This window comes from Streptomyces sp. NPDC048643 (assembly GCF_040650615.1).
GTDB lineage: Bacteria > Actinomycetota > Actinomycetes > Streptomycetales > Streptomycetaceae > Streptomyces.
The window spans coordinates 106,635-133,212 of record NZ_JBEZHO010000010.1; the positions used below are offsets into that span (position 1 = coordinate 106,635).

Sequence of the window (26,578 nt, forward strand, 5' to 3'; positions counted from 1 at the left end):
GGGCGGGCGCCGCGCCCCGGGCGGGTTCCGGCGGCGCCGCGCCCTCGGGTCCGTCTCAGCGGCGCAGCGCCTCCTGCCGGTCGGGCACGCCCGCGGCGACCACGCGCGCGTGCGGGACCGGCCGCGTCGTGCGGCTCCGGTCCACCGCGTAGGCCGTGCCCGCCACCGCGATGCCGAGGACCGCGAGCCCGGCCCCGGCGACGGCCGGCGACGTCGCGCCGAAGCCCGCGGCCAGGGCGAGCCCGCCGATCCAGGCGCCGCCGGCGTTCGCGAGGTTGAACGCGGCCTGGTTCGCGGAGGACGCGAGGGACGGTGCCGCCGCGGCCTTCTCCATGACCATGAGCTGGAGCGGCGAGCCGGTGACGAAGGCCGCCGTGCCGAGCAGGGTCACGCCCACGGCGGCACTCCACTGGGCTCCCATGAGGACCGGGAAGAGCGCGAGGACCGCGACCAGGGAGACCAGGCCGCCGAAGAGGGTGCCGCGCAGCGAGTGGTCCGCGAGCCGGCCGCCGAGCAGGTTGCCCGCGGTCGCGCCGACACCGAAGAGCGCCAGCAGCAGGGTGACGCTGCCCTCGGCGTATCCGGCGGAGTCCGTGAGCATGGGCGTGATGTAGCTGTACGCGGAGAAGAGCGCGCCGAAGCCCGCCACGGTCGTCCCGAGGGCGAGCCAGACGGGCAGCGAGCGCAGCGCGGCCAGCTCGCCGCGCAGGCCGCCCTCGGAGGCGTGCGCGCGGTCGTGCGGGATCAGCAGGAACAGCGAGGCGATGGCGGCGACGCCGATCACGCTCACGCCGAGGAAGGTGGCGCGCCAGCCCAGGTGCTGGCCCATCGCCGTGGCGACCGGGACACCGACGATGTTCGCGACGGTCAGGCCGAGGAACATCAGCGACACGGAGCGGGCCTTGCGTTCGGGGGCGACCAGGCCGGTGGCGACGACGGCGCCGACGCCGAAGAAGGCACCGTGCGGCAGACCGCTCAGGAAGCGGGCGGCGAGCAGCCAGTGGTGGTCGGGGGCGAACGCGGAGAGCGCGTTGCCCACCACGAAGAGGCCCATCAGGGAGATGAGGACGGTGCGGCGCGACATCCGGGCGGTGGCCGCGGCGAGCAGCGGGGCGCCGATCACGACTCCGAGCGCGTACGCCGAGACGAGGTGTCCCGCGGTCGGTATGGATATGTGCAGGTCGTCGGCGACGTCGGGCAGCAGCCCCATCATGACGAACTCGGTGGTGCCGATGCCGAAGGCGCCCACGGCGAGGGCGAGCAGGGCCAGAGGCATGAGAGGCCTTTCACAAGAAGCGGGGACGAGCGGGTCGCGTGCGCACGCGGGGGCGTACGGGGTCGCGGGCGCACGGCTCGACCCGCACACGGCCATGTGTGCGGGTCGCGGATCGAACGTTAAGTTCAGCCGGTGAACAAAGTCTGCCGGGCCCAATATTCCAGGAGGTTAAGAGGCGGTTGCGTCCATCGTGACGCGGGCGGCGACCGGGAGGTGGTCGCTGCCGGTCTCGGGCAGGGTCCACGAGGTCACCGGCTCGATGCCCTTGACCATGATCTGGTCGATCCGGGCCATCGGGAACGACGCCGGCCAGCTGAATCCGAACCCGCTGCCCGCCGCGCCCTGGGTGGAGCGCATCTGCGCGGTGACGGCGTTCAGGGCGCGGTCGTTCATCGTGCCGTTGAGGTCACCGAGCAGGACGACCTGCTTCAGCGGCTCGTCGGCGATGGCCTCGCCGAGCGCGTCGGCGCTCTTGTCGCGCTGCCGGGCGGTGAACCCGGCCTCCATCTTCACGCGCACCGACGGCAGGTGGGCGACGTACACGGCGACCTGGCCGGCCGGTGCGGTCACGGTCGCGCGCATGGCGCGCGTCCAGCCCAGCTTGATGTCCACGGGCCGGATACCGCTGAGGGGGTACTTGCTCCAGAGCCCGACGGTGCCCTGCACCGAGTGGTACTTGTACGTCGGGGCGAGCGCCCGCTCGTACACCGGCACGGCGGACGCCGTCAGCTCCTCCAGGGCCAGCACGTCGGCGCCGGAGGCGGCCACGTCGCGGGCGGTGCCGGACGGGTCCGGGTTGTCGGCGTTGACGTTGTGGGTGGCGACGGTGAGGTCGCCGCCGCTGCCGGTCTTGTCGGTGAGCAGCCCGCCGAAGACGTTCAGCCAGACGACCGCGGGCAGCAGCACGGCGATCAGGGCCGTGACGGACTTGCGCACCAGGGCGAGGACCAGCAGGACCGGGATGAGGAGTCCGGCCCAGGGCAGGAACGTCTCGGTGAGGCTGCCGAGGTTGCCGATCCGGTTGGGGATCTGCGCGTGCGTGAGCATCACCAGGGCGAGGAGGATCGCGATCGCGGCGAGGACCAGGCCACGCCGCCAGATGCCGCGGTCCCCGCGCCAGCCGTCGAACAGGCGCCGGAACCGGGATCCTCTGCGGTCCGGCCCGTGGCCGCCGCTGCCCGTCTCCGTCATATACGCCTGCGCCATACCGTCGCCTCACAAACTGCCGTGCGCACCGTCTGCCCCTCGACTACGACCCTAGGGGATGTTCGGTGTCGTTCTCGCCGTCCGGGACGGCCGTACAGGCAAGGGGACGTACAACTTCGCGTCCGGAGTTCCGTTCGGAGGCCCGTGGCATGCCCTCTGTGACGAAACGCGCACATTCGCACCGTCAGAAACAGTCCGGTTCACGGCCGGGCGGGGCGCAGGCCCTCCAACAGCGTGTCGACGACCTGTTCGGCGAGGCCCTCGGGCAGATGGGTGTCGGGGCGCAGCACGGTCCGCACGAGCAGCGGGCCGACGAACATGTCGTTGAGGAGTTCGATGTCGACGTCGGCGCGGAGTTCGCCGTTCTCCTGGCCGCGGCGCAGCACCTCGTAGCCGAGCCGACGGCGGGGGGAGATGACCGTGGCGTCGTACGCGGCCCACAGTTTGGGGCTGCTCTTCATCTGGGCGTGCACGTTGTGCAGGATCGCCGAGGAGCGGCTGGCCAGGCCGCGGCGGCGCAGCGATTCCAGCAGGACGACGAGGTCGTCGCGCATGGAGACGCCGGGGAGTTCGGGGTCCTGGGGTTCGGCGGCGCGCATCACGTCGACGAAGAGCTCGTCCTTGCCGCTCCAGCGGCGGTAGATGGTCGCCTTGCCGACGCCGACGGTGCGGGCGAGGCGCTCGATGGAGATGTCCGCGAGCGGAACTCCCTCTTCCAGGAGTTTCATCACGCCCTCGATGATGGCGCGCTCCACGGCCTCGCTGCGGGGCCTTCCCCGGTTGGGGCACCCCTGCCCGTCACGGCTTTCCGCGAGACTCACGTCGAACTCCGTTCCCATCGGTCGACCTGCTGTCATTGTCCCCCCGTGTACGGCGACGGCGGGCACCCGCCCGGTGGGGGTGCCCGCGGTTCCGTACGCCGTGATCAGTCCTGTCCGGCCGGTGCGGGGGTGGCCGTCACCAACTCGGCCTCGTCCTCGCCCGCTTGCTGGGCCGGCGGGCGGCCCGGCAGGAACAGGGCGACGACCACCGCGCCGATGACCGCGACACCCGCGCCGCACAGGGCGGTGACGTGCATGGCGTGCAGGAAGGCGTCGTTCGCCGGGGTGACGAGGGCCCTGCCCTGCGGTCCGAGCTTGGCGGCGACGCCGAGAGTGGCCTCGATGGACTCGCCCGCGGTGTGCCGCAGCGGCGCCGGGACGAGGGAGAGCTTGTCCTCGATGCCGTTGCGGTAGGCCGTGGAGAGCACGGAGCCGAGGACGGCGATACCGAGGGCGCCGCCGACCTGGCGGAAGGTGTTGCTGAGCGCGGACGCGGAGCCCGCCTTCTCTCGGGGCAGCGCCTGCATGATGACGACGCTGGTCGGGGTCATGATGTGCGCCATGCCGGTGCCCATCAGGAAGAAGATGACCTCCAGGATCCAGATCGGTGTGTCGGCGTCCAGCGTGGCGAACGCGGCGAGCATCGCGGCGATGATGACGAGGCCGGCGGTGCAGGTGGCTCGGTTGCCGAAGCGGTCGACGACCAGCCGGGCGCGGGGCGCGAAGATGATCTGGGCGGCGGCCAGCGGCAGCATCAGCAGGCCGGTCTGCAGCGGCGAGTAGCCGCGCACGCTCTGGGTGTAGAAGACCGAGAAGAAGGTCACGCCCATGAGCGCGAAGAAGACCAACGCGATGGCCGAGATGGCCGCGGAGAAGACCTTGTTCTGGAAGTACGAGACGTCGATCGACGGGTGGTCGCTGCGCTTCTCGAAGATGACGAAGCCGATGAGGACCACGAGACCGGCGCCGATGGTCGCGAGGACCTGCGGGTCGGTGAAGTCGGCGAGCTGACCGCCCTTGATGATGCCGTAGACGAGCAGGACGAGGCCGACGACCGACAGGACGACGCCGACCGGGTCGAGGCGTCCGGGGTTCGGGTCGCGTGAGTCGGGGACCAGCCAGATCATCAGGCCGATCGCGAGGATCACGATCGGTACGTTGATCAGGAAGACCGAGCCCCACCAGAAGTGGTCGAGCAGGACGCCGCCCGTGATCGGGCCGATCGCGATGGCGAGGCCGACACCGCCGGCCCAGATGCCGATGGCCTTGGGCTGCTCGTCGCGCTCGAAGACGTTCATCAGGACGGCGAGGGTCGCGGGCATCACGAAGGCGGCGCCGAAGCCCATGAGCGCGCGGAACACGATCAGCTGGACCGGCGAGCCGGACTCGGCGGCGAGCGCGGATCCGATGCCGAACACGGCGAGACCGGCGAGCAGGACCTTCTTGCGGCCGAGCCGGTCGCCGAGGAGGCCCGCGGTGAACAGCAGTCCGGCGAAGACGAGCGTGTAGGCGTTGATGGCCCACTCCAGCTCGCCCTGGGTGGCGCCGAGACCGGTGGGCGCCGGGGTCGAGATCGTCTTGATCGCGACGTTCAGGATCGAGTTGTCGAGCACCACGATCAGCAGGCTGAGCATCAGCACGCCGAGGATCGCCCAGCGGCGCCGGTGCACCGCCTCGGGCACACGCCGATCGGACGGAGGAGCGGAAGTTGTCATGACGAACACCCTAGAGGATATTCGATACGGCACCGTCTCGTATCGGAAAGGCTTTACGCAGAACTTACGAACGGACCCGGGCCGCGCCCTGGACGACCCAGGTCTCGGGTCGGAGCCGGGCCCCTCGGAGAGCGGTAGTGGCGCGGCAGACACCGGGGGCGGCGGGCCCGGTCTAGCCGAGCGTGGCACGAGATGCCACCATGGAGGTGATCCGGGGACGCCGTCAGGGCGCCACGAGATGACAGAAGGAGCCGTTGCGATGACGCAGCTTTCGGCTGCCCAGAAGCAGCCTGCGGAAGGTGCCCTCAAGGCCACCGACAGCAGCAAGGCGCTGTACGGAGGAAAGAGCACCCGCCGTATCACGGTGCGCGACATCACCGCCGCCAAGGAGCGCGGCGAGAAGTGGCCCATGCTGACGGCCTACGACGCGATGACCGCGTCCGTCTTCGACGAGGCCGGCATCCCGGTCATGCTCGTCGGCGACTCGGCCGGCAACTGCCACCTGGGGTACGAGACCACCGTCCCCGTCACCATGGACGAGATGACCATGCTGTCCGCCGCGGTCGTCCGGGGCACCAGCCGTGCCCTGATCGTCGGCGACCTGCCGTTCGGCTCCTACCAGGAGGGTCCGGTGCAGGCGCTGCGCTCGGCGACCCGGCTGGTCAAGGAGGCCGGGGTGGGCGCGGTCAAGCTGGAGGGCGGCGAGCGTTCGCACCGCCAGATCGAGCTGCTGGTGGAGTCGGGCATCCCGGTGATGGCGCACATCGGCCTCACCCCGCAGTCCGTGAACTCGATGGGCTACCGCGTGCAGGGCCGGGGCGAGGAGGCCGCGCAGCAACTGCTGCGGGACGCCAAGGCCGTCCAGGACGCGGGCGCCTTCGCCGTCGTCCTCGAACTGGTCCCGGCGGAGCTCGCGGCCGAGGTGACGCGCACGCTGCAGATCCCGACCGTCGGTATCGGCGCGGGCGCGGAGACCGACGCGCAGGTCCTGGTGTGGACCGACATGCTCGGTCTGACCGGCGGCAAGGTGCCGAAGTTCGTCAAGAAGTACGCCGACCTGCGCCAGGTCATGGGCGACGCGGCCCGCTCGTTCGCCGAGGACGTGGTCGGCGGGACGTTCCCGCTCGACGAGCACTCCGTCCACTAGCCCCACCGAGGTCCGGCGAGGACTCGGCGCCCTGTGCCCCGGGTGTCCTCGCCGGGCCCCCCGAGCCACTGCGGCACCAAGGCAACCCGCCGATCTTCCCCCGTCGGCGGGTTGTCGCCTTTTCCGGGTTCCTCGGCACTCCGCCGCCCGTTCTCCCCCGTCCTGTCGGCCGACTGTCGGCGACCTATCGGTAGCAGTCGGGGAGCTGTAGGCATCCTGTCGGTCGTTTGTCGGTGGTGGCTGACACCTTGTGGACATGACGCGAATCGACAACACGCCCCGACAAGCTGCGACCGGCCGCAGCGCCGTCACCGTACGGGGTCTGGTCAAGCACTACGGCGAGACCAAGGCGCTGGACGGGGTCGACCTGGATGTGCGCGAGGGAACCGTCCTCGGCGTACTGGGCCCCAACGGCGCCGGCAAGACCACCCTCGTCCGTTGCCTGTCCACCCTGGTCACCCCGGACGCCGGCCAGGCCACGGTCGCCGGGTACGACGTACTGAAGCAGCCCCGGCAGCTGCGCCGGGTGATAGGGCTGACCGGCCAGTACGCCTCGGTCGACGAGAAGCTCCCGGGCTGGGAGAACCTCTACATGATCGGGCGGCTGCTCGACCTGCCGCGCAAGGACGCCCGCAAGCGGGCCGACGAGCTCCTGGAGCGCTTCTCCCTCACCGACGCCGCCAAGCGCCCGGCGTCCACGTACTCCGGCGGTATGCGCCGCCGGCTCGACCTGGCCGCCTCGATGATCGGCAGCCCGGCCGTGCTGTACCTGGACGAGCCGACGACCGGCCTCGACCCGCGCACCCGCAACGAGGTGTGGCAGGAGGTCAAGCGCATGGTCGCCGACGGCGTCACCGTGCTGCTCACCACCCAGTACATGGAGGAGGCCGAGCAGTTGGCCTCCGAGCTGACGGTCATCGACCGCGGCAAGGTCATCGCGAACGGCATGGTCGACGAGCTGAAGGCCCGCGTCGGCGGCCGCACGCTGCGGATCCGCCCGCTGGACCCGCTGCAACTGCGCCCGCTGGCCGCCATGTTCGACGACATGGGGCTCACCGGCCTCGCCACGACGATCGTGGACAGCGAGACCGGCAGCGTGCTGGTCCCGATCCTCAGCGACGAGCAGCTCACCGCCGTCGTCGGCGCGGTCACCGCGCGCGGCATCACCATCGCCGCCATCTCCACCGAACTGCCCAGTCTGGACGAGGTGTTCCTGTCCCTCACCGGCCACAAGGCCAGTGCCCCGCAGGACGAGATCCCCGCCCGCGCCTACGAGGAGGTCTCCGCATGAGTACCGCCGTTCTGGAAGCCCCCCTCGCCGCCGAGGGCGACTCCCGCATCTCGCCCCGCGCGCACGCCCGCCACATCGGCGCCCTGGTACGCCGCAACCTGCTGTGGATCCGTCAGGACCCCGAGTCGATGTTCGACGCCGTCCTGATGCCGGTCGTCTTCACCCTGCTCTTCGTGTACGTCTTCGGCGGCTCCATCGGCCAGTCGCTGGGCGGCGGACAGCAGCAGTACGTGCAGTACGTCGTGCCCGGCCTGCTGGCCATGATGGGCATGAACATCGCCACGGCCGTCGGCACCGGCTTCAACCAGGACTTCCACACCGGCGTCATGGACCGCTTCCGGACCCTGCCGATCGGTCAGGGATCGGTGCTCTTCGCCAAGATCGTGGTGGAGCTGATGCGGATGCTGGTCGCCACGACGATCCTCCTGATCGTGGGCGTGCTCGTCGGCTTCGACATCGAGAACTGGCCTGGCCTGTTCGCCGCCGTCGGACTCGCGACGCTGTTCGGCTCCGCCCTGATGTGGATCTTCCTGGTCCTCGGCGTGACGATGAAGAACGCCCAGTCCGTCCAGGCGATGGGCTTCCTGGTCCTGATGCCCCTCCAGTTCGGTTCGTCGATCTTCTCGCCCACCCAGACCATGCCGGGCTGGCTGCAGAACTTCACCGACTACAACCCGCTGTCCGCGCTCGCGGACAGCGCACGTGGCCTGATGGTCGGCGGCCCGGTCGCCCACGACCTGTGGGTGACGCTGGCCTGGACCGCCGGACTGACGGTGGTGATGGCGCCGATCGCGATCCACAAGTTCCGTACCAAGAGCTGACGTTCACAGCGGGCCACGGCCTCCGGAGCCATGGCCCGCCGGTTCGCGTCGCGTCTCAGACGAGGGCGGCGGCCTCCTCCGCGGAGAGGCCGTCGCCTTCCGCGTACGCGGCCGCGAAGTCCGCGTCGTCCAGCAGGGCGCGCGCGCCCGTCTCGGCCTGCCGGCGCACCTCCGCCTCCATCGGGCCGGCGAAGTGCCCCGGCGGCAGCAGCCCGTCGGCGGCGCCCAGCAGCCGCGCCGCGTCACGGACCCGGCGACCGTCGTCCAGGCCCGTGAGCGCGATGGCCGCGGTGGTCAGGTGCGCGGAGACCATGTGCGGGGCGATCATCTTGGCGAGCGGGTCGATGGACTGCTCCACCGCGCGGCGGGCGTTGTCCAGCGCGCTCGCGTGCCGCCCCTCGATCGTGTCGAGCCAGGCCTCGAGACCGACCACGAACCCGTCGAAGACCATGAAGGTGCTGGCCCCGAACTGCTCGCGCAGCAAACGCAGTTGTTCGCGTGCCTCGCTGACGCGGTCGCTGCGGCCCAGCCAGGTCGTGAGGAAGAGCCGGGCCGCGGGCATGGCCTCGTTGTGGGCGCCGTTGCCGTCGGCCAGCACCTCGCGCAGCATCCGCTCGCCCCGCTCGGTGTCCCCCAGCTCGATGTGCATGCTGGCGAGCCGGACGGTCAGGACCGCCTGCTGGGCGCGGGCGCCGAGCTGCTCCGCGTACCGGGCGGCCTCCGCGTAGTCCGCCGCGGCGGCCGCGTAGTCGCCGGTGCGTTCGTGGGACTCGCCGCGGGCGGAGAGCGACTCGGCGGCTCCCCAGGCGTCGCCGATCCGGACGAAGATCGCCAGTGCGTCGTCCGCGTCCGCGGTGGCGTCGCCCGCCAGGTCGGCGCGGTTGGCGTGGATGTTGGCCCGCATCTGGAGGGCGGCGGCCAGCTCCCACTCGTAGCCGAGTTCGCGGCAGGTGCGGACCGACGCGTCGATGACCGCGGTGACCTGCTCCAGGGTGCCGGTGAGGAGCACCGCGTAGAACCAGAGGTTGCCGGGGCTGCGGCAGGTCTGCGGCGTGCCCGGTTCGTAGGTCGCGGCGATCGTGCGGAGCTTCTCCCGCGCCTCGGGGGTCTGCCAGGCGTCCATGTCCATGTCCATGTAGGCCAGATGGAACAGATGGACGCCGCGCCGGGCCTCGTCGAGGATCTCCGCGCGCATCGGCGGCGGCGCGTCCGTGCACCGCTCGTACAACGGGGCGACCAGGGCGGCGGGCGGCAGGAAGGGGTCGGGTCCCAGTGCCATCACCTCGCTGGACCAGGCGCGGGCGTCGACGCGCTGGTCGCGGATCTGCCAGTACCAGGCCAGCGAGAGGACCATGCACAGGGACTCCTGCTCGTCCCGTGCGGCGACCGCGCGGCGCAGGGCGGTGCGCAGGTTCTCGTACTCCCGCTCGATGACCTCGATGGCGGCCCGCTGCTCGGGGCCGCGCAGCAACGGGTCGGTGGTGCGGGCGAGTTCGCGGTAGTACGTGAGGTGGGCTCGCTCGGTGGGCTCGCGGCCGCCGGACTCGTCGAGGCGTTCCGCCGCGTACTCGGCGACGGTCTCCAGCAGCCGGTAGCGCATCCCGCCCTCGCCCGAAGGGGCCGCGACGACAAGGGACTTGTCGACGAGCGAGCCGAGGACGTCCAGTGCGGCCGGACCGCAGACGGCCTCGGCGCCGGCCAGGTCGCAGCCTCCGGCGAAGACGGACAGCCTTCGCAGGGCGTCCCGTTCGGCCTCGTCGAGCAGGTCCCAGGACCAGTCGACGACGGCGCGCAGCGTCTGCTGGCGGGGCAGTACGGTGCGGCTGCCCGAGGTGAGCAGCCGGAAGCGGTCGTCGAGCCGGTCGGCGATCTGCCGGGGGCTGAGCATCCGCAGCCGGGCGGCGGCGAGTTCGATGGCGAGCGGGAGGCCGTCGAGGCGGTGGCAGATCTCCGCGGCCGCCTCCGGATCGTCCTCGACGCGGAAGCCGGCGCGGGCGGCGGCGCCCCGGTCGGCGAGCAGCCGCAGCGCGACGGGCTCCGGCAGCGGATCCACGGGGCGCACCAACTCCCCCGGTACGCCGAGGGGTTCGCGGCTGGTGGCCAGCACGGTCAGTCCCGGGCAGCGTTCCAGGAGTGCCTCGGCGAGGTGGGCGGCGGCGTCCACGACGTGCTCGCAGTTGTCGAGGACGATCAGCATGCGGCGTCTGCCGCAGTGTTCGGCGAGCCGGGTCAGCGGGTCGTCGTGCCGGTCGGCGACGGCCCGCATCTCCTCGGCTCCGGCGCCGCGCAGCACGGTCTCGCGGGCGCCGACGGCGGTCAGGACGGCCTCGGGCACGGCCTTCGGGTCGTCGACGGGGGCGAGTTCGGCCAGCCAGACGCCGTCCGGCAGCGCGGGGGCCAGGGCCTCGCCGACCTCCTGCGAGAGCCGTGTCTTGCCGGCTCCGCCGGGCCCGAGCAGCGTCACGAGGCGGGCGCCCGCGAGGTCCCCGCGGATGGCATCGATGTCCGACTCGCGGCCGACGAAGGAGGTGAGCCGGGCGCGCAGGTTGCCGGGCGGCAGGGCGGCGGGAGGAAGCGGGCTCCCCGCACCCGGCTCACGGACGGCGCCGCCCGTGGCGGGTCCCGCGCCGTTCCGGGAGGGCGCGGCCCCGCGCGGGCCGGTGGTGGCCGTTCCCGGGGCGGCCGTCGTGGCGGTGCTCGGGGAGAAGGGGAGGGACCCGCCCGCCGGGCCGGGCCGGCCGTCGGCCGTGCCCCGCGGGCCCGCGGTGCCGCGCGCCGGGCCGGTGGTGTGAGCGTGCCGGGAGGGGCCGGGCGCCGCCGGGTTCACGGGGCCCGACCGGGTCCGCCCCCGGGTTCCGGCCGGTCCGGGAGCCGTGTCCCAGGTCAGGAGTTCCGCGTGCAGGGCGCGCAGTTCAGGGCCCGGGTCCGAGCCCAGCCGGTCGGCGAGGTGGGCGCGGACGGACTCGTAGGCGGCGAGGGCTGCGGCGGGCCGGCCGGCGTCGCGCAGGGCGCGCAGCCGCAGGACGTGCAGCGGCTCGTCGAGCGGATGCAGATCGCACAGGGCGCTCAGCTCGGGCAGCACCTGCTCGGCCCGGCCCAGCGCGAGGGCCGCGGCCAGGCGGGCCCGGTGCACGTCGAGCCGCCGGGTCTCCCAGCGGGCGGACTCGGCGGTGCGGTCCGGGAGATCGGCGAGGGCCGGGCCCTGCCACAGGGCGAGGGCGTCGTCCAGGACGGCGGCGGCCTTGGCGGGGTCGCCGTCCGCGAGGGCGCGGGTGCCCTCCCCCGCGAGCCGCTCGAAGCGGTTCAGGTCGATGTCGTCGGCGGCGGCGGCCAGCCGGTAGCCGCCGTCCACCGACTCGACGGCGCCCGCTCCGAGAGCCCGGCGCAGCCGGCCCACCAGTGCCTGGAGCGCGCCGGGCGCGTCCGCGGGCGGGTCGCCGTCCCACACCTCGTCGACCAGCACGGCCGCGGAGACGGTCCGTCCGGGCCGCAGCGCGAGGACGGTCAGCAGGGCGCGCAGCCGCGCCCCGCCGACCGGGACGGCCGTGCCGTCGGGGCGGAGTGCCTGGGTGGTTCCGAGGATGCGGTAGCGCACGGGGTCCATTGTCTCCGGTGGCGTGGGGTGCGGGGTCGGGGTCCGTCGAGTTCGGCGGGGACCGGGGGCGGCGGGGGCGTGGCGTCGGCGGGCCGGCGGGCCGGGGCGAGAGAGGCAGAGCACGGGTCGGCACGTCGCGGGTTCGGCACAGGCCCGGCGGAACTCGGGCGGCTCGGGTCCGGGCCACCGCCCGAACCGGGCCGCCAACCGAACCGGGCCACCGCCCGGCCCAAGACACGTCCCGATCCAGGCCACCGCCAAGTCCGGGCCACCGGTCATGTTCTCCGGTCCGGGCCGCTTCATAGCCTGCCCCGCCCCCGCCCCCCGTCTCCGCCCCCGTCTCCCTCCGCCGCGTCCGTCCGCCGCCGCCGAGGTACAGCCGCCCGGGTACGGCGGTCCGGCGGCCGCCCGGCGCAGGCCCGCCCGGGGGCGCCCCCTCCCTGCCCGGCCGGTGACGCCGGAACGGGCGTCCGCCCCCACCCTCCCCGGAACCAATGGCCCTTGGCGAGACGTTTTCCGCGTGAGCCCGGTACGGTCGGGCAGGCCCGAGCACACGTGCCGTCAGTCCAGCCAGTCCAGGGAGCCCCATGACCACCGCCGCGACCCGCCGCAGCGACCGGAGGATCAGCCCCGTCTTCGTCGGGATCGTGGCCGTCATGGCGGTGACCGCCTGGGCGACCTGGACCGGGTTCGCCGAGCAGCCCGGGCTGGCCGTGTTCCTGTTCGTGACGGCCGCCTGGATCGTCTCCCTGTGCCTGCACGAGTACGCGCACGCGCGCACCGCCCTGCACAGCGGCGACATCTCGATCGGCGCCAAGGGCTATCTGACGCTGAACCCGCTGAAGTACACGCACGCCCTGCTGAGCATCGTCCTGCCGGTGATCTTCGTGATCATGGGCGGGATCGGCCTGCCCGGCGGCGCGGTCTTCATCGAACGGAACCGCATCCAGGGCCGCTGGAAGCACAGCCTGATCTCCGCGGCCGGTCCGCTGACGAACGTACTGTTCGCCGTCGTGTGCACGGCGCCGTTCTGGCTCGGCGCCCTGGACGGTGTCCCGGACGCGTTCCGCTACGCGCTGGCGTTCCTCGCCCTGCTCCAGGTGACGGCCGCGATCCTGAACTTCCTGCCGGTCCCGGGCCTCGACGGCTACGGAGTGATCGAGCCGTGGCTGTCGTACGGGATCAGGCGCCAGGTCGAGCCGTTCGCGCCGTTCGGCCTGCTCGCGGTGTTCGCCGTGCTGTGGATCCCGTCGGTGAACACCGCGTTCTTCGACGCGATCTACTCGATCCTGGGCGGCCTCGGCATCGACGACGTGCAGCGGTACTGCGGTCAGGACCTCTACCGCTTCTGGGACGGCGTCGACGAGTTCTGCACCGTCAGCCGCTGACCGGACCGGAGTCCGCGCGCACCCGGCCGCGGCGCGCGTAGTACCAGGTCATGTTCGAGGACAGGCCCGCGAGCAGCACCCACACGACGCCCAGCCAGCTGCCCTGGACGAACGAGACGACGGCCGCGGCCACGGAGAGGACACAGACGGCGAGGGCGTAGAGAGCGAGGCGGGGCATGGGGTCGGCTCCTTCGGGGGGACACTGCTTGCCACCAGTGTCCCCCACGCACCTCGCCCGCCCCGCCCCCGGATCGTCCGCGTCCCCCGTAAGGACCTCGCCGTCCCGGGGGCCCTCGTCTCAGACGTCCGTCACCCGCAGGCCCGCGTGGGCCTTGTAGCGCCGGTTCACCGAGATCAGGTTGGCGACCAGGGACTCGACCTGGTGGGCGTTGCGCAGCCGGCCCGCGAAGACGCCGCGCATGCCGGAGATGCGGCCGGCGAGCGCCTGCACGATCTCGACGTCGGCCCGCTCCTCGCCGAGGACCATGACGTCGGTGTCGATCTGCTCGATCTCCGGGTCCGCGAGCAGCACGGCCGAGAGGTGGTGGAAGGCCGCGGTGACGCGGGAGTCGGGCAGCAGGGCGGCGGCCTGTTCGGCGGCGCTGCCCTCCTCCGGCTTCAGCGCGTACGCGCCCTTCTTGTCGAAGCCGAGCGGGTTGACGCAGTCGACGACGAGCTTCCCGGACAGTTCCTCGCGCAGCGCGGCGAGGGTGTCGCCGTGGCCCTCCCACGGCACGGCGACGATCACGATGTCGCTGCGGCGCGCGGTCTCCGCGTTGTCGGCCCCCTCGACGCCGTTGCCGAGCTCGTCGGCGGCGCCGCGGGCGCGGTCCGCGGCGCGCGAGCCGATGATCACCTTCTGTCCCGCCCGGGCCAGCCGGTAGGCGAGGCCCTTGCCCTGCGGGCCGGTGCCACCGAGCACGCCGACGACGAGCCCGGACACGTCGGGCAGATCCCAGGGGTCCTTGGCGGGGGCCTTCTGTGCACTGTCAGTAGAGGTCATGGGCCGACCTTACGTGCGGGGACGGGGGCCTCGCGTGTCAGATGGCGGTGCGTCCCGGGTGAGCGCGGTCACCCGAGCACGCTCACCGGGACGCGCCGGAAGGTCACGGTCTCGTACGCGCCGAAGTCGCCCGTCTCGTAGAGGAGTCCGACGGTCCCGGCGTCCACGCGGACGAGGTCGGAGTACGCGGCGGGCAGTCCGTCCACGGTGTGCGCGGTGCGCCAGGTGATGCCGCCGTCGGCGGAGGCACGGATGGTCATCAGGGCGCGGAACTCCGGGTCGGCGGGCCCGGAGTACAGCAGCAGGTCGGGGTCGCGGAGCTGGAGCAGGCTGCCCTCGACGACGGGTGTGACGAGACCGGCCTGCGGGCGGAACGGCTTCTCCAGGGTGCGGCCGCCGTCCCGGGAGTACGCGTCGGCGCGGTTGCCCGGCGACGGGGAGTCGTTGCGGGTGTTGAAGTAGAGCCTCCCGTCGGGGAGTTCGGCGGCGGTGGTCTCGTTCACGTTCACGTAGCCGTCGGTGTTCTCGTCGAGGTAGCCGAGGTACCAGGTCGCGCCGCGGTCGTCGCTGAGCAGACAGTGGCCGCTGTTGTACTTCGCCTCGGTGCCGTTGTCCGTACCGGTGGGCGGCAGCGTGTGGTTGCCGGGGACGACCACCCGGCCGGAGCGGAGCTGGAGGGCGTGCCCGGGCGTGGTGGCGTACCAGCGCCAGCCCGTCTTCTTCACCTGTCCGGTGATCTCCCTGAGTCCGGACCAGGTGAGTCCGTCGTCGTCGCTGTGCTGCACCCACACGCGCCGCCCGTCGGCGGCCTTCACCTTGCCGCGCAGCAGGGCGTCCTCGGTGGCGGTCGCGGCGGCGCGGACGTGGACGAGCAGGACGCGGCCGGTGTCGAGGACGACGGGTGCGGGGTTGCCGGCGAGGTTGACGCCGTTGCGGGCGACGGCCCGCAGCGGGCCCCAGGAGCGGCCGCCGTCCACGGACCGCTTGAGGACGATGTCGATGTGTCCGTGGTCGCTCGCGGAGCCGACCCGGCCCTCGCAGAACGCCAGGAGCGTGCCCGCTGCCGTCACGACGACGGCGGGGATCCGGTGGCTCGCGTAGCCCTCCCGGCCGCCCCGGAAGGGGACGCTCACCGCCGGGTCCGCGGCGGCGGGCGGGCCGTCGGTGCCGGTCCGCGGTCCCGTCTCCGTGTCCGTCCCGGTGTCGGGCCCGGTGCCGCTCGGATCTGTCATGGTCGGGCTCCTTCGCCGTGGCCGGTGGGGTCGGTGGTGCGGGCATGTCCCCATGTCGGGCGAATTCGGGGTGAACTCCGGGTCACGAAGCGCCGGTTGCGCGAGGATGCGGCCATGGACGCCGTACGGGTCGCATTGCTGCGCGAGGTGCTTGCCGGGACCGAGTGGCTGGGGGCCACCCGCCGGTTCGGGGGGACGCTGCGGGGGTCCGTGGTGTCGCACGGCGGCGGGTTGCTGCTGGTCGGATCCGAGGGGTACGAGCCCTGGCATCTCGCGGCTCATCTGGTCGACGAGGCGGCCTGGTCGGGGACTCCGGAGCTGGCGCCGACGCTGGTGCGGCACGAGGCGCGGGAGTCCGATCCGGCGCACCTGGCGGTGGGGCTCGGCCGGATCGAGGCCGCGCGACGCGGGGAGACGCTGCTGGTGGTGGCGCCGGACGCGCCCGGGGCCCCGCTGCTGGAGCGGGTGCACGACGCCCGCCGGGCCGGGGCGACGGTCCTCGCGCTGTCGGCCGGATGCGGCGAGCTGCCCGCGCTGGCCCACGAGTCGCTCGCCGTGCCGCCCGATCCCGAGCTGGACCTCGACACCGTGCAGCATCTGGTCAGCGCGGCGGCCGGGGAGAACGCCCTGCCCTCGCCCCGGGGCCGCCGCCGCCTCCGCGACCGGCTGTCCCGGCTGGCCGACCAGTTGACGGCGCCACCGTCCTACCGCTGGTAGCCGACGCACCGCCGACCCCGGTCCCGGCGGCACCGGCCGGCCCGACGCCGGTGGCCGTCGCCGCTCTCAGCCGGGGAAAAGGATTTGCCCAACTCCCCCTTTCCGCAGAGCATGGCCCGTCGTGAGTGATGACACCCCCACCTCCCCGTTGCGCGCCCTGCTGCCCGATCTCGCGCCCTGGCGGACCTCCGTCGACTTCCGTCGGCTGTGGGTGGCGGGTCTCGTCACCGGCTTCGGCAGCTTCCTGACGTTCGTGGCACTGCCCGTGCAGATGAAGGAACTCACCGGGTCGACGGCCGCCGTCGGCGCGATCGGTGCCGCCGAGCTGATCCCGCTGATCGTCTTCGGGCTGTACGGCGGTGCCCTCGCCGACGCTCTGGACAAGCGCAAGCTGATCGTCTCCACGGAGGCGGGCCAGGGCGTGCTGAGCGGCGCGCTGCTCCTCAACGCGGCCCTGCCGCACCCCGCGGTGTGGCCCCTCTACGTGATCGCCGCGCTGTCCGCGGCCCTCAGCGCCGTGCAGCGTCCCGCGATGGACGCCCTCACCCCGCGGATCGTCGCCCACGAGCACCTGACGGCCGCCGCCGCGCTCAACTCGCTGCGCTGGACGGTGGGCGGCGTGGCGGGACCCGCGCTCGCGGGCGTCGTCGTGGCGTACGCGGGACTGGGCTGGGCCTACGCCGTCGACCTGGTGACCTTCGCCGTGTCGGTGGTCATGATCGCCAGGATCGCCGCGTCCCCCGCCTCCCACGAGGCGGCGAAGCCGTCGCTGCGGTCCATCGCGGAGGGCGCCCGGTACGCGTGGAGCCGCAAGGAGCTCCTCGGCACGTACGCGATCGACCTGGCGGCGATGTTCTTCGCGATGCCGCTCGCGGTGCTGCCGTTCCTCGCGGACGACCTGGACGCCGCCTGGTCGCTGGGCCTGATGTACGCGGCCCTGCCCGCGGGCGCCCTGGTCGTCAGCCTGACCAGCGGGTGGACCTCACGGATCCACCGGCACGGCCGGATGGTGGCGCTGGCGGCCGTCTGCTGGGGCCTCGCGATGGTCGGCGCGGGCCTGGTGCACAACGTCTGGCTGGTGCTGTTCTTCCTCGCCCTCGCGGGGAGCTGCGACATGGTCAGCGGGATCTTCCGGGCGGCCATCTGGAACCAGACCATCCCGGACGAGTTGCGCGGACGCCTCGCCGGGATCGAGCTGCTGTCGTACTCGGTCGGGCCCCAGCTGGGCCAGGTGCGCTCGGGCGGGATGGCCGCGTGGACGACCGTACGGACGTCGGTGTGGGCCGGTGGCGCGCTGTGTGTCGCGGCGGTGGGGCTGCTGGCCGTGGGCCTGCCGAAGCTGATGCGCTACGACGAGCGGACGAACGAGCACGCGCGCCGGATGCGGGAGTCCCGCGCCGCCCAGGCCGAGAAGCTGCCGCAGCAGCCGCCGGTGACGGCTTCCTGAGTCCCCGGGCGGCGGGCACGCCGTCCACGGCCGGACCCGCTCCCGCTCCGAGGGCACGGCCTGACGGGGCCCCGAAGCGGGAGGCCGGGTGGTGTCGGCCCGCCGGCCGCCGGACGGTCGCGCGCCGCACAGGGCCGGTGAGGGTGCCGGGCGGGCGAACCGGGCAGCCGATGGACCCTGCGGCCGGTCGAGTCCGCATCCGGTCGCCCCGATGAGGGCTGCCGGTGCTCCGGCGGACGCGGCCGGCGGGCGGTCGCGCGCCGAGTGGGGGAACGAGGTGAACCGGGGCGGCCGGTCGAGGCCGCGCTCGGACGCCGGGACGCCCGGGTGGCCGGTGCCCCGCCGTTCGGCTCCCGGTCCCGCTCAGTCGTCCTCGGAGCCCGGGGCCTTCTCCGACGCGTCGTGCCACTTCGGGTCCGTCTCCCATTCGAGGTTGCGTTCGCGCGCGGTCTCCATCGCGTGCTGGGCCTCCTCGCGGGAGGTGTACGGGCCGAAGCGGTCCTTGGCCGGGCAGTCGGGGCCCTCCTCGACCTTCTTGTGCTCGAGGCAGTAGTACCACTCGCCGGGCTTACCGACCGTCCGCTTCTTGAACAGGGCCATCACCAGCTCCTTTCGCCAGAGACATGTTCCCCCATGACCGCTGGTTAGACTCGCTGGCATGTCTGGCCAGTCGCTGCTCGTACCAGGGGAGCTCTCCCCCACCCGTCCCGTGCCGGGAAACATCAGGCGCCCCGAGTACGTGGGGAAGCCCGCCCCCACGCCGTACACCGGCCCGGAGGTGCAGACGCCCGAGACGATCGAGGCGATGCGGACCGCCGGACGGATCGCCGCGCAGGCGATGGCCGAGGCCGCGAAGCTCATCGCGCCCGGCGTCACGACGGACGAGCTGGACCGGGTCGCGCACGCCTACATGTGCGACCACGGCGCCTACCCGTCGACCCTCGGCTACCGCGGTTTCCCCAAGTCGCTGTGCACCTCGGTCAACGAGGTCATCTGCCACGGCATCCCGGACTCCACGGTGCTGCACGACGGCGACATCGTGAACCTCGACGTGACGGCGTACATCGGCGGGGTGCACGGCGACAACAACGCGACCTACCTGGTCGGTGACGTGGACGAGGAGTCGCGGCTGCTCGTGGAGCGGACCCGTGAGTCCCTCGACCGCGCGATCAAGGCGGTCCGTCCGGGGCGGCAGATCAACATCATCGGGCGCGTCATCGAGTCGTACGCCAAGCGGTTCGGATACGGGGTCGTACGGGACTTCACCGGGCACGGGATCAACTCGTCGTTCCACTCCGGGCTGATCATCCCGCACTACGACAGTCCGCACGCGACGACCGTCATCCAGCCCGGGATGACCTTCACCATCGAGCCCATGCTGACGCTCGGCACCCACGAGTACGACATGTGGGACGACGGGTGGACCGTGGTGACCAAGGACCGCAGGCGGACGGCGCAGTTCGAGCACACGCTCGTCGTCACCGACACCGGCACGGAGATCCTCACCCTGCCGTAGCCGCTGCCGCTGCCGTGGTCGTCCGGCTTTCGAGCCCTTTGAGCCCGCCCTGTCCACAGGGCGGGCTTTTCCATGTGGATCGGGGTGGAAATCGGGGTACGGTTTTACCGACATGGTGTCGGGAAGGCTGTTGACTTAGGTAAGCCTAACCATAGAAGATACGAGGGACCCCGCACCAGTTCCCGCCCTTCTCCTCGGCCTCGGAGGCCCCATGAACGCGTCGGACACGTCGGACACGATGACGCCGGCGACCACGCCCTTCTCGACGCTCATCCGCACCGCGTCGCACGAGCAGCACACCGAGGCGGAGACCTCGACGTTCATGAGCGACCTGCTCGGCGGCCGGCTGGGTGTCGAGGCGTACGCGCGCTACACCGAGCAGCTGTGGTTCGTCTACGAGGCACTGGAGTCGGAGGCGGCCACCGCGAGGCTGGCCGCCGATCCCGTGGCGGGCCCCTTCATCCGCCCCGAGCTGCTGCGCCGGGCGGCCCTGGAGCGCGACCTCGCCCATCTCCGGGGTCCGGACTGGCGGGCCACGCTCACCGCGCTGCCCGCGACCCGGGCGTACGCGGACCGGGTCGCGGAGTGCGCGCGCGAGTGGCCCGGCGGTTATGTCGCCCACCACTACACCCGCTATCTCGGCGACCTCTCCGGCGGTCAGATCATCCGGGGCAAGGCGGAGCAGACCTGGGGCTTCAGCCGCAAGGGTGACGGGGTCCGGTTCTACGTGTTCGAGGACATCTCCAACCCGGCCGCGTTCAAGCGGAGTTACCGGGAGCTGTTGGACGGGGTCCTCGCGGACGATCTGGAGAAGCAGCGGATCGTGGCGGAGTGCAAGCGGGCGTTCGCCCTGAACACCGGGGTGTTCCGGGACCTCGGCGAGGAGTTCCCGCTCTCGGCGTGATCGTCATTTCGGGGCCCGGGGTTTCCCCCTGGGCCCCCTTTTCGTCTCCCCTGCGGGGGGCATCGGGTTCGGGGGCTTGATGTTCACCGCGTGCGTGCGGGTCCGTGGGGGCTGGTCGCGCCGTTCCCCGCGCCCCTGAAAGCCCCTGCGGGGCCTGGGGGATGCTCGCGCCGTTCCCCGTGCCCCTGGAGGGCCCTGCCGGGCCCATGGCCTGACGTCGTCGACGCCCTCTCAGAGTTCCAGGTGGACTCGGCCGCCCGTCTCTACCCAGTCGTTCGGCTGGGGGGCCGTGAGGATCTGGGAGCCTTTGCCCTGGGTGATGTTGAGGGCCCGGCCGAGGTGCTGGGTGAGGAGGATGGCTGCCGCCCCGGTGGCCTCGTCCTCGTCGATGCCGTCGTCGCGGCCGGGGAAGGCCCGGGCCCGCACCCGGCCGCCGGCCTCGTCCTGCCAGGCCCAGGCGTAGATCCACTCCCCCGGCGCGGGCACGGCCAGTTCGTCGACCTCGGCGGCGGACGCGTACCGCTTCAGGGTGCGCGGCGGCGCCCACTCGGCGCGTGCCTCGATCCAGCTGAACTCGCCGTCCTGCCGGACTCCCACCACCCCGGCGGGCGTGACCAGTTCGGGCACGTCGAGCAGCCAGCCCACCCCGACGCAGGGGTGCCCGGCGAAGGGCAGCCGCAGGGTCGGCGTGTAGATGTCGATGACCCCGCGCTCGGGGTCGTCCACGAACACGGTCTCGCTGAACCCGAGCTTCGCGGCGAACTCCTGCCGCTCCGCCCGATCCGGCATCACCGAGCCCTCGCGCACGACACCCAGCTCGTTGCCATACCCGCCGCCGGGCCCACAGAAGACCCGCAGCACGTCGTAGTCAGTCACTCCGGCATTCAAACATTCGCGGGCACGAGACCGCCCGCCCCCGGCCGGTTCCCCCCTTCGGGGGAGCGGCGTGCGGGGCGGGCGGTCTCGTGGTCGCGGCTCAGGCCTGGCGGCGCCTGCGGACCGCTATGACCACGCCCGCGCCCGCCGCGACCGTGACCGCGGCTGCCGCGCCGAGGGCGCCGGTGGGGACGTCCGAGCCGGTGGAGGCGAGGGCGCCGGTCACGCCGCCCGTCGTGGAGCCGGTCGTGCCGGTGCCGCCGGTGGTACCGGACGCCGTGCCGGTGCCGCCGGAGCCCCCGGTGCCGGAGCCGTTGCCCGAGTCTGCTTCGCCGTCCGGGAGTTGGGCGTCGTCGCTGAGGGCCACCGAGAGGTCGACCGGGTCGAGGGCGGCGCCCTCGGTGTAGAAGCCGCCGAAGGCCTGGGCGCCCGCCTTCGTCAGCTCGGCGGTGACGTCGTCCAGGGTGAGGACGTCGTCCTTGGCCTTCAGGTCGGAGGTGGCCGCGGTGAGGTGCGCGAGGACGACGTCGTCGGTCGTCTTGCCGAGGCTCTCGACGTCGGCGGTCAGTTCGCCGCTGCCGCCGTCGAGTTCGACCGCGAGTCCGCTGAGGGTGAGGTCGAGCCCGTACGTGCCGTTCGCCTCGTGGCCCTTGAAGTTCACCGCGCCCTTGAAGGCCGCCTTGAGTGTGTCGGCGTCGGTGTCGTAACTGCCGTCGGCCTCGGTGAAGGTGAAGACACCGTTGCCGGTGGCCTGCGTCGCGCCGCCGGACGCGGTGATCCTGCCCTTCGCCGGGCCGTCCACCACGTACGTGCGGAAGGACTGCTTGACGCCCCAGCCGAGGGTGCCGTCGGCGATGTCGCCCTTGGCGGCTGAACCGGTCTCGGAGGCCGAGGCACTCGGGCTCGCGGTCTGCGAGGCAGAGGGCGACGCCGTGGACGAGGCGGAACCCGTCGGCTTCGGGGAGGTCGACGTGGTCGGTTCGGGGGACGTGGAGGTGGAGGGACTGGCGCTCGGCGACGGCGACTGCGTCGGGGGCGTCTTCTGCACCACCGTGAGGGGGTCGCCCGCGGCGCCCTCGTAGCTCGCGCTGCCGAGGACGGTCGCCGCCTCCTTGGTCAGCTTGGTCTCCATGTCCGTCATGGTGCGGGTCACGGTGACGTCGGCGAGCGGGACGTCGTCCCGGGTGGTGCCGCCGCTCGTCACGTCGGCGGTGATCTCGGCGGCGCCGCTGTCGAACTTGACGTCGGAAAGGGTGAGTTCGAAGCCGTGCAGCTTCGAGGCCACCTTCAGGCCGCCCGCGAAGCCGAGCCGTACGGCGTGGGTGTCGGAGTCGTAGGTGCCGCTGCCTCCGACGAAGGTGAACGCTCCGTTGTCGGCGGCCTGGGTCGCTCCGTCGGAGGGCGTGAAGGAACCGGCCGCCATGCCGGTCACGTACGAGCGGTAGGACTGCTTGATGCCCCAGGTCAACTCGTAGTCCTTGAGCGGGGCTTCGGCGGCCGACGCGCTGGTCACGGCGAGGGCACCGGCCCCCAGGGCGACCGCGACGGCGGCGGCGAGTGCGAGGGGGCGGCGGCTGCGGCTGATGGCGGCCATGATCGTGGGTCTCCTCAGGGGTGGGCACCCTCCGCCGGGGGCGGAGGGATTCGACGGGGTGGGCTCAGTCCTTGTCCGCGGCCGGGGGCGCGGTCGCCGGTCCGGCCGCGGGCGGGGATGCCTGCGAAGCGTCCGACGCATCCGTCGTCTCCGCTGCGGCTGCGGCCTCCGGGGCCTTCGTGGACGCGGGACTGGCGCCGGCGCTGTTGCCGGTGTCGGGCGTGGTGGTGGTCCGGGGTGACGCAGCCGGTCCGGACTCCGCCTCGTCGGCGGCTCCTTCCGTGCCCGGCGTCGCGTCGGGTGCGGGACGCCGACGGCGCCTGCGCACGATGACGAGGGCGAGGGCCGCGGCGGCGACGAGCAGGACGGCGGCGGCGATGCCGAGCGACAGGGCGGACCCGCCGTCCGAGGTGTCGCTCGCGGTGTTCTCCGTCCCGGGCGCGGCGACGGCCTTCTTGTCGCCGGCCGCCTTCGAGGCCCCCGGCGTGGGGGACGGGGAGGTGCCGAGGTCGGGCAGGGCGGGCAGTCGCGCGTCGTCGGTGAGGGCGACGGAGAGGGTCAGGGGGTCCATCGCGGTGCCACCCCGGTACACCCCGCCGAAGGCCTTCGCGCCGCGGGAGGTCAACTCGGTCGGCACTTCGGCCAGTTGGAGCAGCCCGCCCTTGGGAGTCAGGTTCTTGGCGGCGAAGGTCACGAGGGGGACCTTCTTGCCGGTGAGCTCGGCGCTCGCGACATCGGCGGAGAGCGTGCCCCTGCCGTCGGCGACGGAGACGCGCAGTCCGCTCAGCCGCAGGTCGAGTCCCTGGTGTCCGGTGAAGCGCACGGCACCGTCGAAGGCGGCCGTCAGGGTGTGCTTCTTCTTGTCGTACGTGCCCTCGCCCCGGGGGAAGCGGAAGAGCGCGCCGCCGTCCTGGGCGCCGTCGGTCAGCGTCCACTTCCCGTCGGCGACGGACCCGGTGACGTACTCGCGGAAGGTGCGGCGCACGCCCCAGTCGACGGCGCCGTCCTCGATCGCGCCCGACGCCGGCCTCGTGGCCGGACGCGTCGACGTCGGCTTGGGCGGGGCGGTGTTCGGCGGCTCGGGCGAGGGCGCGGCCCGTACGTCCGCCTCCAGGCTCACCGGGTCGAGGGCGGTGCCCGCGGTGTAGTACCCGGCGAACGACCGGGCCCCTTGCGAAGTGAGCGTGGCGGGAAGGTTGTTGAGCCGGACGGCGGTGCCGCCGCCCTTCATGTCGATGCCGCCGAGGGAGAGGGCGGCGAAGGGCACCTGTGTGGACGTCGTGACCGCCCCGGTGCCCTTCGCCTTGCTGGTGATGTCGACGTAGAGCGTGCCGCGGCCGCCGGAGAGGCGGACGGTGGGGCGGCTGATCGTCATGTCGAGCTCGTGGCCGCCGCTGCTCCTCCGGTGTCCGACGAAGTGGACTCCGCCGGAGTACGAAGCGGTGAAGGCACCGGTGGCGCCGTCGTACGAGCCGGTGGCCGAGTGGAAACGGAACTGGCTCGCGCCGACCGTGGCCGCGCCGCCGGTGAGCGAGAAACTCCCCTTCGCTATGGGACCGGTGACGTAACTCTGGAAGGACGACTTGATGCCCCAGTCGAGCCGGCCGCCCTGCACGGTGCGGCTCGCGGCGTGGGCGGCCGTGGCGGTGAGCAGAGCGCCCAGCACGGCCGCGCAGACCACGGCGGCCAGAGCCCTCGATCGCGCGGGCATGGATGTCCTCCGGATTCCGGTGCCTGAAGAGGCGTAGCGGCTTAGGTAAGGCTAACCTAAACTATCGCTCGGATGGGTCGGAAGAGTACCGAGAGGAATGACGGGACAGTGCAACGCTTGCGCAGACGACTGGCGGGGGCACTGCTGTCCACGCTCGCCCTCACCCTGACCGCGTGCGGCGGCTCGGCCGGTCCCGCACCGGCGGCCGCCACCGGGGCGGCCGGGGGTGACGGAGCGGCGGGAGCCAACCGCGTCGAGCCTCTGGCGTCGCCGGAGAAGCCCCGCCTCCCGGTCACCGTGCGCTCGTCCGGCGGCAGGAAGGTCACCGTCGAGAAGGCCGACCGGATCGTGCCGCTGTCCGGCAGCCTCAGCGAGATCGTCTTCACGCTCGGTCTCGGCGACCACGTCGTCGCCCGCGACATCACCGCCACCTTCGACCAGGCGAAGAAGCTGCCGGTCGTCACCCGCAACCACGACGTCTCGGCCGAGAGCGTCCTCTCGCTGCGCCCCGACCTCGTCCTCGCCGAGAGGACGACCGGGCCCGACGAGGCCATGGAACAGATCCGCGACGCCGGGGTCCCGGTCCTCGTCGTGGACCCGGCGCAGGGCCTCCAGGACGTCGGCCCGCGCATCCGGGCGGTGGCCGACGCCCTCGGCGTACCCGGCGCCGGGAAGCGGCTGACGCAGCGGTCAGAGGACCGGATCGCCGCCGTGCGCACGGCGATTCCGGCCCACGCGGATCATCCGCGCGTCGCCTTCCTCTACCTCCGCGGCTCCGCCTCCGTCTATCTGATCGGCGGCCGGGGCTCGGGTGCGACCTCGCTGCTCGAAGCGGCCGGAGCGGTCGACGCGGGCGCCGAGTCGGGCCTGAGCAAGGACTTCACCGCCATCACCACCGAGGCGCTGGCGCAGGCCGCGCCCGACGCGATCCTCGTGATGTCCAAGGGCCTCGCGTCGGTCGGCGGCGTCGACGGGCTCGTCACGATCCCGGGAGTCGCGCAGACCCCGGCCGGGATGGAGCGCCGGATCGTGTCCATCGAGGACGGCGTCCTGCTCAACTACGGCCCGCGCACCGACCAGGTGCTGAAGTCGATGGTGCGTCAGCTGTACGGGAACGCCGCGTGACCGCCGCCCGGCCGGCCCCGGAGACGGCCGTCGCACCCGCCGCCGACACCGTCCGCCCCGTGGACACGGGTCCTGTCGCCGTCGCGCCCTTCCCCACCGCTCCCGCGCGGAAGCGGCCTCGGGGTGTGCCCTGGTTCCTGACCGGCGGGCTGGTCGCCGCCCTGCTCGTCCTGATACCCGTGGCGGCCGGCATCGGCGCGTACCCGATCCCCGTCGGCGACGTGCTCGGCTCGGTGGCGCACCGGATCGGACTCGGCGGCGGCACGCTGGACCGGGTCCCGGAGTCGGTCCTGTGGGACGTACGGTTCCCGCGGATCGTGCTCGCGCTGCTCATCGGCGCCTCGCTGGGCTGCGCCGGCGCCCTGATGCAGGGCGTGTTCGGCAACCCGCTGGCCGAACCCGGCGTCATCGGCGTCTCGTCGGGCGCGGCGGTCGGCGCGGTCGCGGCCATCGCGCTCGGTCTGGACTTCATCGGCAGCTGGACGATCCCCGCCGTCGCCTTCGTGACGGGCCTCGCGACCGTGCTGATCGTCTACGCGATGTCCCGCTCGGGCGGCCGCACCGAGGTCGTCACGCTGATCCTCACCGGCATCGCCCTGAACGCCTTCACGGGCGCGCTGATCGGACTCTTCCTGTTCTTCGCGGACTCCGCGGCGGTCAACCAGATCACCTTCTGGCAGCTCGGATCGCTGGCGCAGGCGACGTGGCCGAAGGTCCTCGCGGTGCTGCCCTGCGCCGTGGCCGGCCTGGCGCTGGCACCGCTGTACGCCCGCCGACTCGACCTGCTGGCCCTCGGCGAACGCCCGGCCCGGCACCTGGGCGTGGACGTCGAGCGGCTGCGGATCGTCCTGGTCCTGGTCATCGCGCTGCTCACCGCGGCGGCCGTCAGCGTCTCGGGGATCATCGGCTTCGTCGGTCTCGTCGTCCCGCACCTGCTGCGGATGGCGGCCGGTCCCGGGCACCGGTTCCTGATCCCGGGCAGCGCGCTCGGCGGCGCCGCCGTGCTGCTCGCCGCCGACCTCGCCGCCCGCACGATCGCCCAGCCCGCGGAACTCCCCCTCGGGGTCCTCACCGCCCTGCTGGGCAGCCCGTTCTTCCTGTGGCTGCTGCGCAGGACCCGCCGCAAGCAAGGAGGTTGGGCGTGAGAACCGCTCGTACGAGGTCCGGGCCGACACCCCCGCGGTTCCCGCGCA

General features: G+C 72.8%; 22 protein-coding genes. 10 read left to right on the plus strand and 12 right to left on the minus strand.

Annotation, left to right across the window (positions count from 1 at the left end):
- Nucleotides 1–55: 55 nt before the first annotated feature.
- The 4 genes from AB0C62_RS12900 to AB0C62_RS12915 form a co-directional block, all read right to left on the minus strand.
- Nucleotides 56–1,276, minus strand: a complete 1,221-nt coding sequence (locus AB0C62_RS12900) for an MFS transporter (protein WP_362972340.1) — start codon at nt 1,274–1,276, stop codon at nt 56–58.
- Nucleotides 1,277–1,444: 168 nt separating this feature from the next.
- Entirely contained in the window at nt 1,445–2,482 is a 1,038-nt protein-coding gene (locus AB0C62_RS12905) for an endonuclease/exonuclease/phosphatase family protein (protein WP_362972342.1), read from the minus strand.
- A 200-nt stretch (nt 2,483–2,682) separates the two neighbouring features.
- Nucleotides 2,683–3,303 carry a TetR/AcrR family transcriptional regulator gene (locus AB0C62_RS12910; protein ID WP_362972344.1) on the minus strand — a complete coding sequence of 207 codons (621 nt, stop codon included), beginning with the start codon at nt 3,301–3,303 and terminating at the stop codon, nt 2,683–2,685.
- Between the two features lie 104 nt (nt 3,304–3,407).
- Entirely contained in the window at nt 3,408–5,018 is a 1,611-nt protein-coding gene (locus AB0C62_RS12915; RefSeq protein WP_362972346.1) for an MFS transporter, read from the minus strand.
- A 259-nt stretch (nt 5,019–5,277) separates the two neighbouring features.
- Here AB0C62_RS12915 and panB point away from each other — a divergent pair, with 259 nt between their 5' ends.
- From panB to AB0C62_RS12930, 3 genes are all read left to right on the plus strand, one after another.
- The gene (gene panB, locus AB0C62_RS12920; protein WP_355870320.1) at nt 5,278–6,165 is read left to right on the plus strand and encodes a 3-methyl-2-oxobutanoate hydroxymethyltransferase; all 888 of its coding nucleotides are present in this window, start codon (nt 5,278–5,280) and stop codon (nt 6,163–6,165) included.
- A 256-nt stretch (nt 6,166–6,421) separates the two neighbouring features.
- Nucleotides 6,422–7,456: an ATP-binding cassette domain-containing protein gene (locus AB0C62_RS12925; protein ID WP_362972349.1), complete on the plus strand. Its 1,035-nt coding sequence runs from the start codon at nt 6,422–6,424 to the stop codon at nt 7,454–7,456.
- Entirely contained in the window at nt 7,453–8,277 is an 825-nt protein-coding gene (locus tag AB0C62_RS12930) for an ABC transporter permease (RefSeq protein ID WP_362972351.1), read from the plus strand. The genes AB0C62_RS12925 and AB0C62_RS12930 overlap by 4 nt, the downstream gene beginning before the upstream one ends.
- Nucleotides 8,278–8,332: 55 nt before the next feature.
- On the opposite strand, the gene AB0C62_RS12935 is transcribed toward AB0C62_RS12930, so the two are convergent.
- Nucleotides 8,333–11,881: a BTAD domain-containing putative transcriptional regulator gene (locus AB0C62_RS12935; RefSeq protein ID WP_362972353.1), complete on the minus strand. Its 3,549-nt coding sequence runs from the start codon at nt 11,879–11,881 to the stop codon at nt 8,333–8,335.
- A 578-nt stretch (nt 11,882–12,459) separates the two neighbouring features.
- Here AB0C62_RS12935 and AB0C62_RS12940 point away from each other — a divergent pair.
- Nucleotides 12,460–13,260: a site-2 protease family protein gene (locus AB0C62_RS12940; RefSeq protein WP_362972355.1), complete on the plus strand. Its 801-nt coding sequence runs from the start codon at nt 12,460–12,462 to the stop codon at nt 13,258–13,260.
- Here AB0C62_RS12940 and AB0C62_RS12945 read toward each other — a convergent pair.
- The 3 genes from AB0C62_RS12945 to AB0C62_RS12955 all read right to left on the minus strand — a co-directional run bounded on the left by AB0C62_RS12945 (nt 13,250) and on the right by AB0C62_RS12955 (nt 15,495).
- On the minus strand, nt 13,250–13,438 hold the full coding sequence (locus tag AB0C62_RS12945; protein WP_362972357.1) for a hypothetical protein: 189 nt from the start codon (nt 13,436–13,438) through the stop codon (nt 13,250–13,252). The two genes, AB0C62_RS12940 and AB0C62_RS12945, sit on opposite strands and share 11 nt — an antisense overlap.
- A 120-nt stretch (nt 13,439–13,558) precedes the next feature.
- Nucleotides 13,559–14,263: an NADPH-dependent F420 reductase gene (npdG, locus tag AB0C62_RS12950; RefSeq protein WP_362972359.1), complete on the minus strand. Its 705-nt coding sequence runs from the start codon at nt 14,261–14,263 to the stop codon at nt 13,559–13,561.
- Between the two features lie 68 nt (nt 14,264–14,331).
- Nucleotides 14,332–15,495 carry a sialidase family protein gene (locus tag AB0C62_RS12955; RefSeq protein WP_362972361.1) on the minus strand — a complete coding sequence of 388 codons (1,164 nt, stop codon included), beginning with the start codon at nt 15,493–15,495 and terminating at the stop codon, nt 14,332–14,334.
- Nucleotides 15,496–15,609: 114 nt separating this feature from the next.
- Here AB0C62_RS12955 and AB0C62_RS12960 point away from each other — a divergent pair, with 114 nt between their 5' ends.
- Nucleotides 15,610–16,212, plus strand: coding sequence for a hypothetical protein (locus tag AB0C62_RS12960; protein WP_362972363.1), 603 nt, complete (start codon nt 15,610–15,612; stop codon nt 16,210–16,212).
- A 121-nt stretch (nt 16,213–16,333) separates the two neighbouring features.
- Nucleotides 16,334–17,659, plus strand: a complete 1,326-nt coding sequence (locus AB0C62_RS12965) for an MFS transporter (RefSeq protein ID WP_362972365.1) — start codon at nt 16,334–16,336, stop codon at nt 17,657–17,659.
- 363 nt (nt 17,660–18,022) lie between these two features.
- Here the strand turns inward: AB0C62_RS12965 and AB0C62_RS12970 are convergent, their stop codons facing one another.
- Nucleotides 18,023–18,259 (minus strand): hypothetical protein, encoded by a 237-nt coding sequence (locus AB0C62_RS12970; protein ID WP_081216914.1) that lies wholly within the window; start codon nt 18,257–18,259, stop codon nt 18,023–18,025.
- Nucleotides 18,260–18,317: 58 nt separating this feature from the next.
- Between AB0C62_RS12970 and map the strand changes: the two genes are divergently transcribed.
- Together map and AB0C62_RS12980 are read left to right on the plus strand one after the other, a co-directional pair.
- Nucleotides 18,318–19,175, plus strand: a complete 858-nt coding sequence (gene map, locus AB0C62_RS12975) for a type I methionyl aminopeptidase (RefSeq protein WP_362972367.1) — start codon at nt 18,318–18,320, stop codon at nt 19,173–19,175.
- 211 nt (nt 19,176–19,386) lie between these two features.
- Nucleotides 19,387–20,079, plus strand: coding sequence for a biliverdin-producing heme oxygenase (locus AB0C62_RS12980; RefSeq protein ID WP_362972369.1), 693 nt, complete (start codon nt 19,387–19,389; stop codon nt 20,077–20,079).
- Between the two features lie 231 nt (nt 20,080–20,310).
- Here the strand turns inward: AB0C62_RS12980 and AB0C62_RS12985 are convergent, their stop codons facing one another.
- The 3 genes from AB0C62_RS12985 to AB0C62_RS12995 form a co-directional block, all read right to left on the minus strand.
- Nucleotides 20,311–20,955 (minus strand): PhzF family phenazine biosynthesis protein, encoded by a 645-nt coding sequence (locus tag AB0C62_RS12985; RefSeq protein ID WP_362972371.1) that lies wholly within the window; start codon nt 20,953–20,955, stop codon nt 20,311–20,313.
- 100 nt (nt 20,956–21,055) lie between these two features.
- Nucleotides 21,056–22,549: an HtaA domain-containing protein gene (locus tag AB0C62_RS12990; RefSeq protein WP_362972373.1), complete on the minus strand. Its 1,494-nt coding sequence runs from the start codon at nt 22,547–22,549 to the stop codon at nt 21,056–21,058.
- A 64-nt stretch (nt 22,550–22,613) separates the two neighbouring features.
- Complete coding sequence (locus tag AB0C62_RS12995) at nt 22,614–24,260, minus strand: HtaA domain-containing protein (RefSeq protein WP_362972375.1); 1,647 nt, start codon at nt 24,258–24,260, stop codon at nt 22,614–22,616.
- A 72-nt stretch (nt 24,261–24,332) separates the two neighbouring features.
- Here AB0C62_RS12995 and AB0C62_RS13000 point away from each other — a divergent pair, with 72 nt between their 5' ends.
- Both AB0C62_RS13000 and AB0C62_RS13005 read left to right on the plus strand, forming a co-directional pair.
- On the plus strand, nt 24,333–25,385 hold the full coding sequence (locus AB0C62_RS13000) for an ABC transporter substrate-binding protein (protein ID WP_362972377.1): 1,053 nt from the start codon (nt 24,333–24,335) through the stop codon (nt 25,383–25,385).
- A gap of 125 nt (nt 25,386–25,510) precedes the next feature.
- Nucleotides 25,511–26,530, plus strand: a complete 1,020-nt coding sequence (locus tag AB0C62_RS13005; RefSeq protein ID WP_362972539.1) for an iron ABC transporter permease — start codon at nt 25,511–25,513, stop codon at nt 26,528–26,530.
- Nucleotides 26,531–26,578 lie beyond the last annotated feature (48 nt).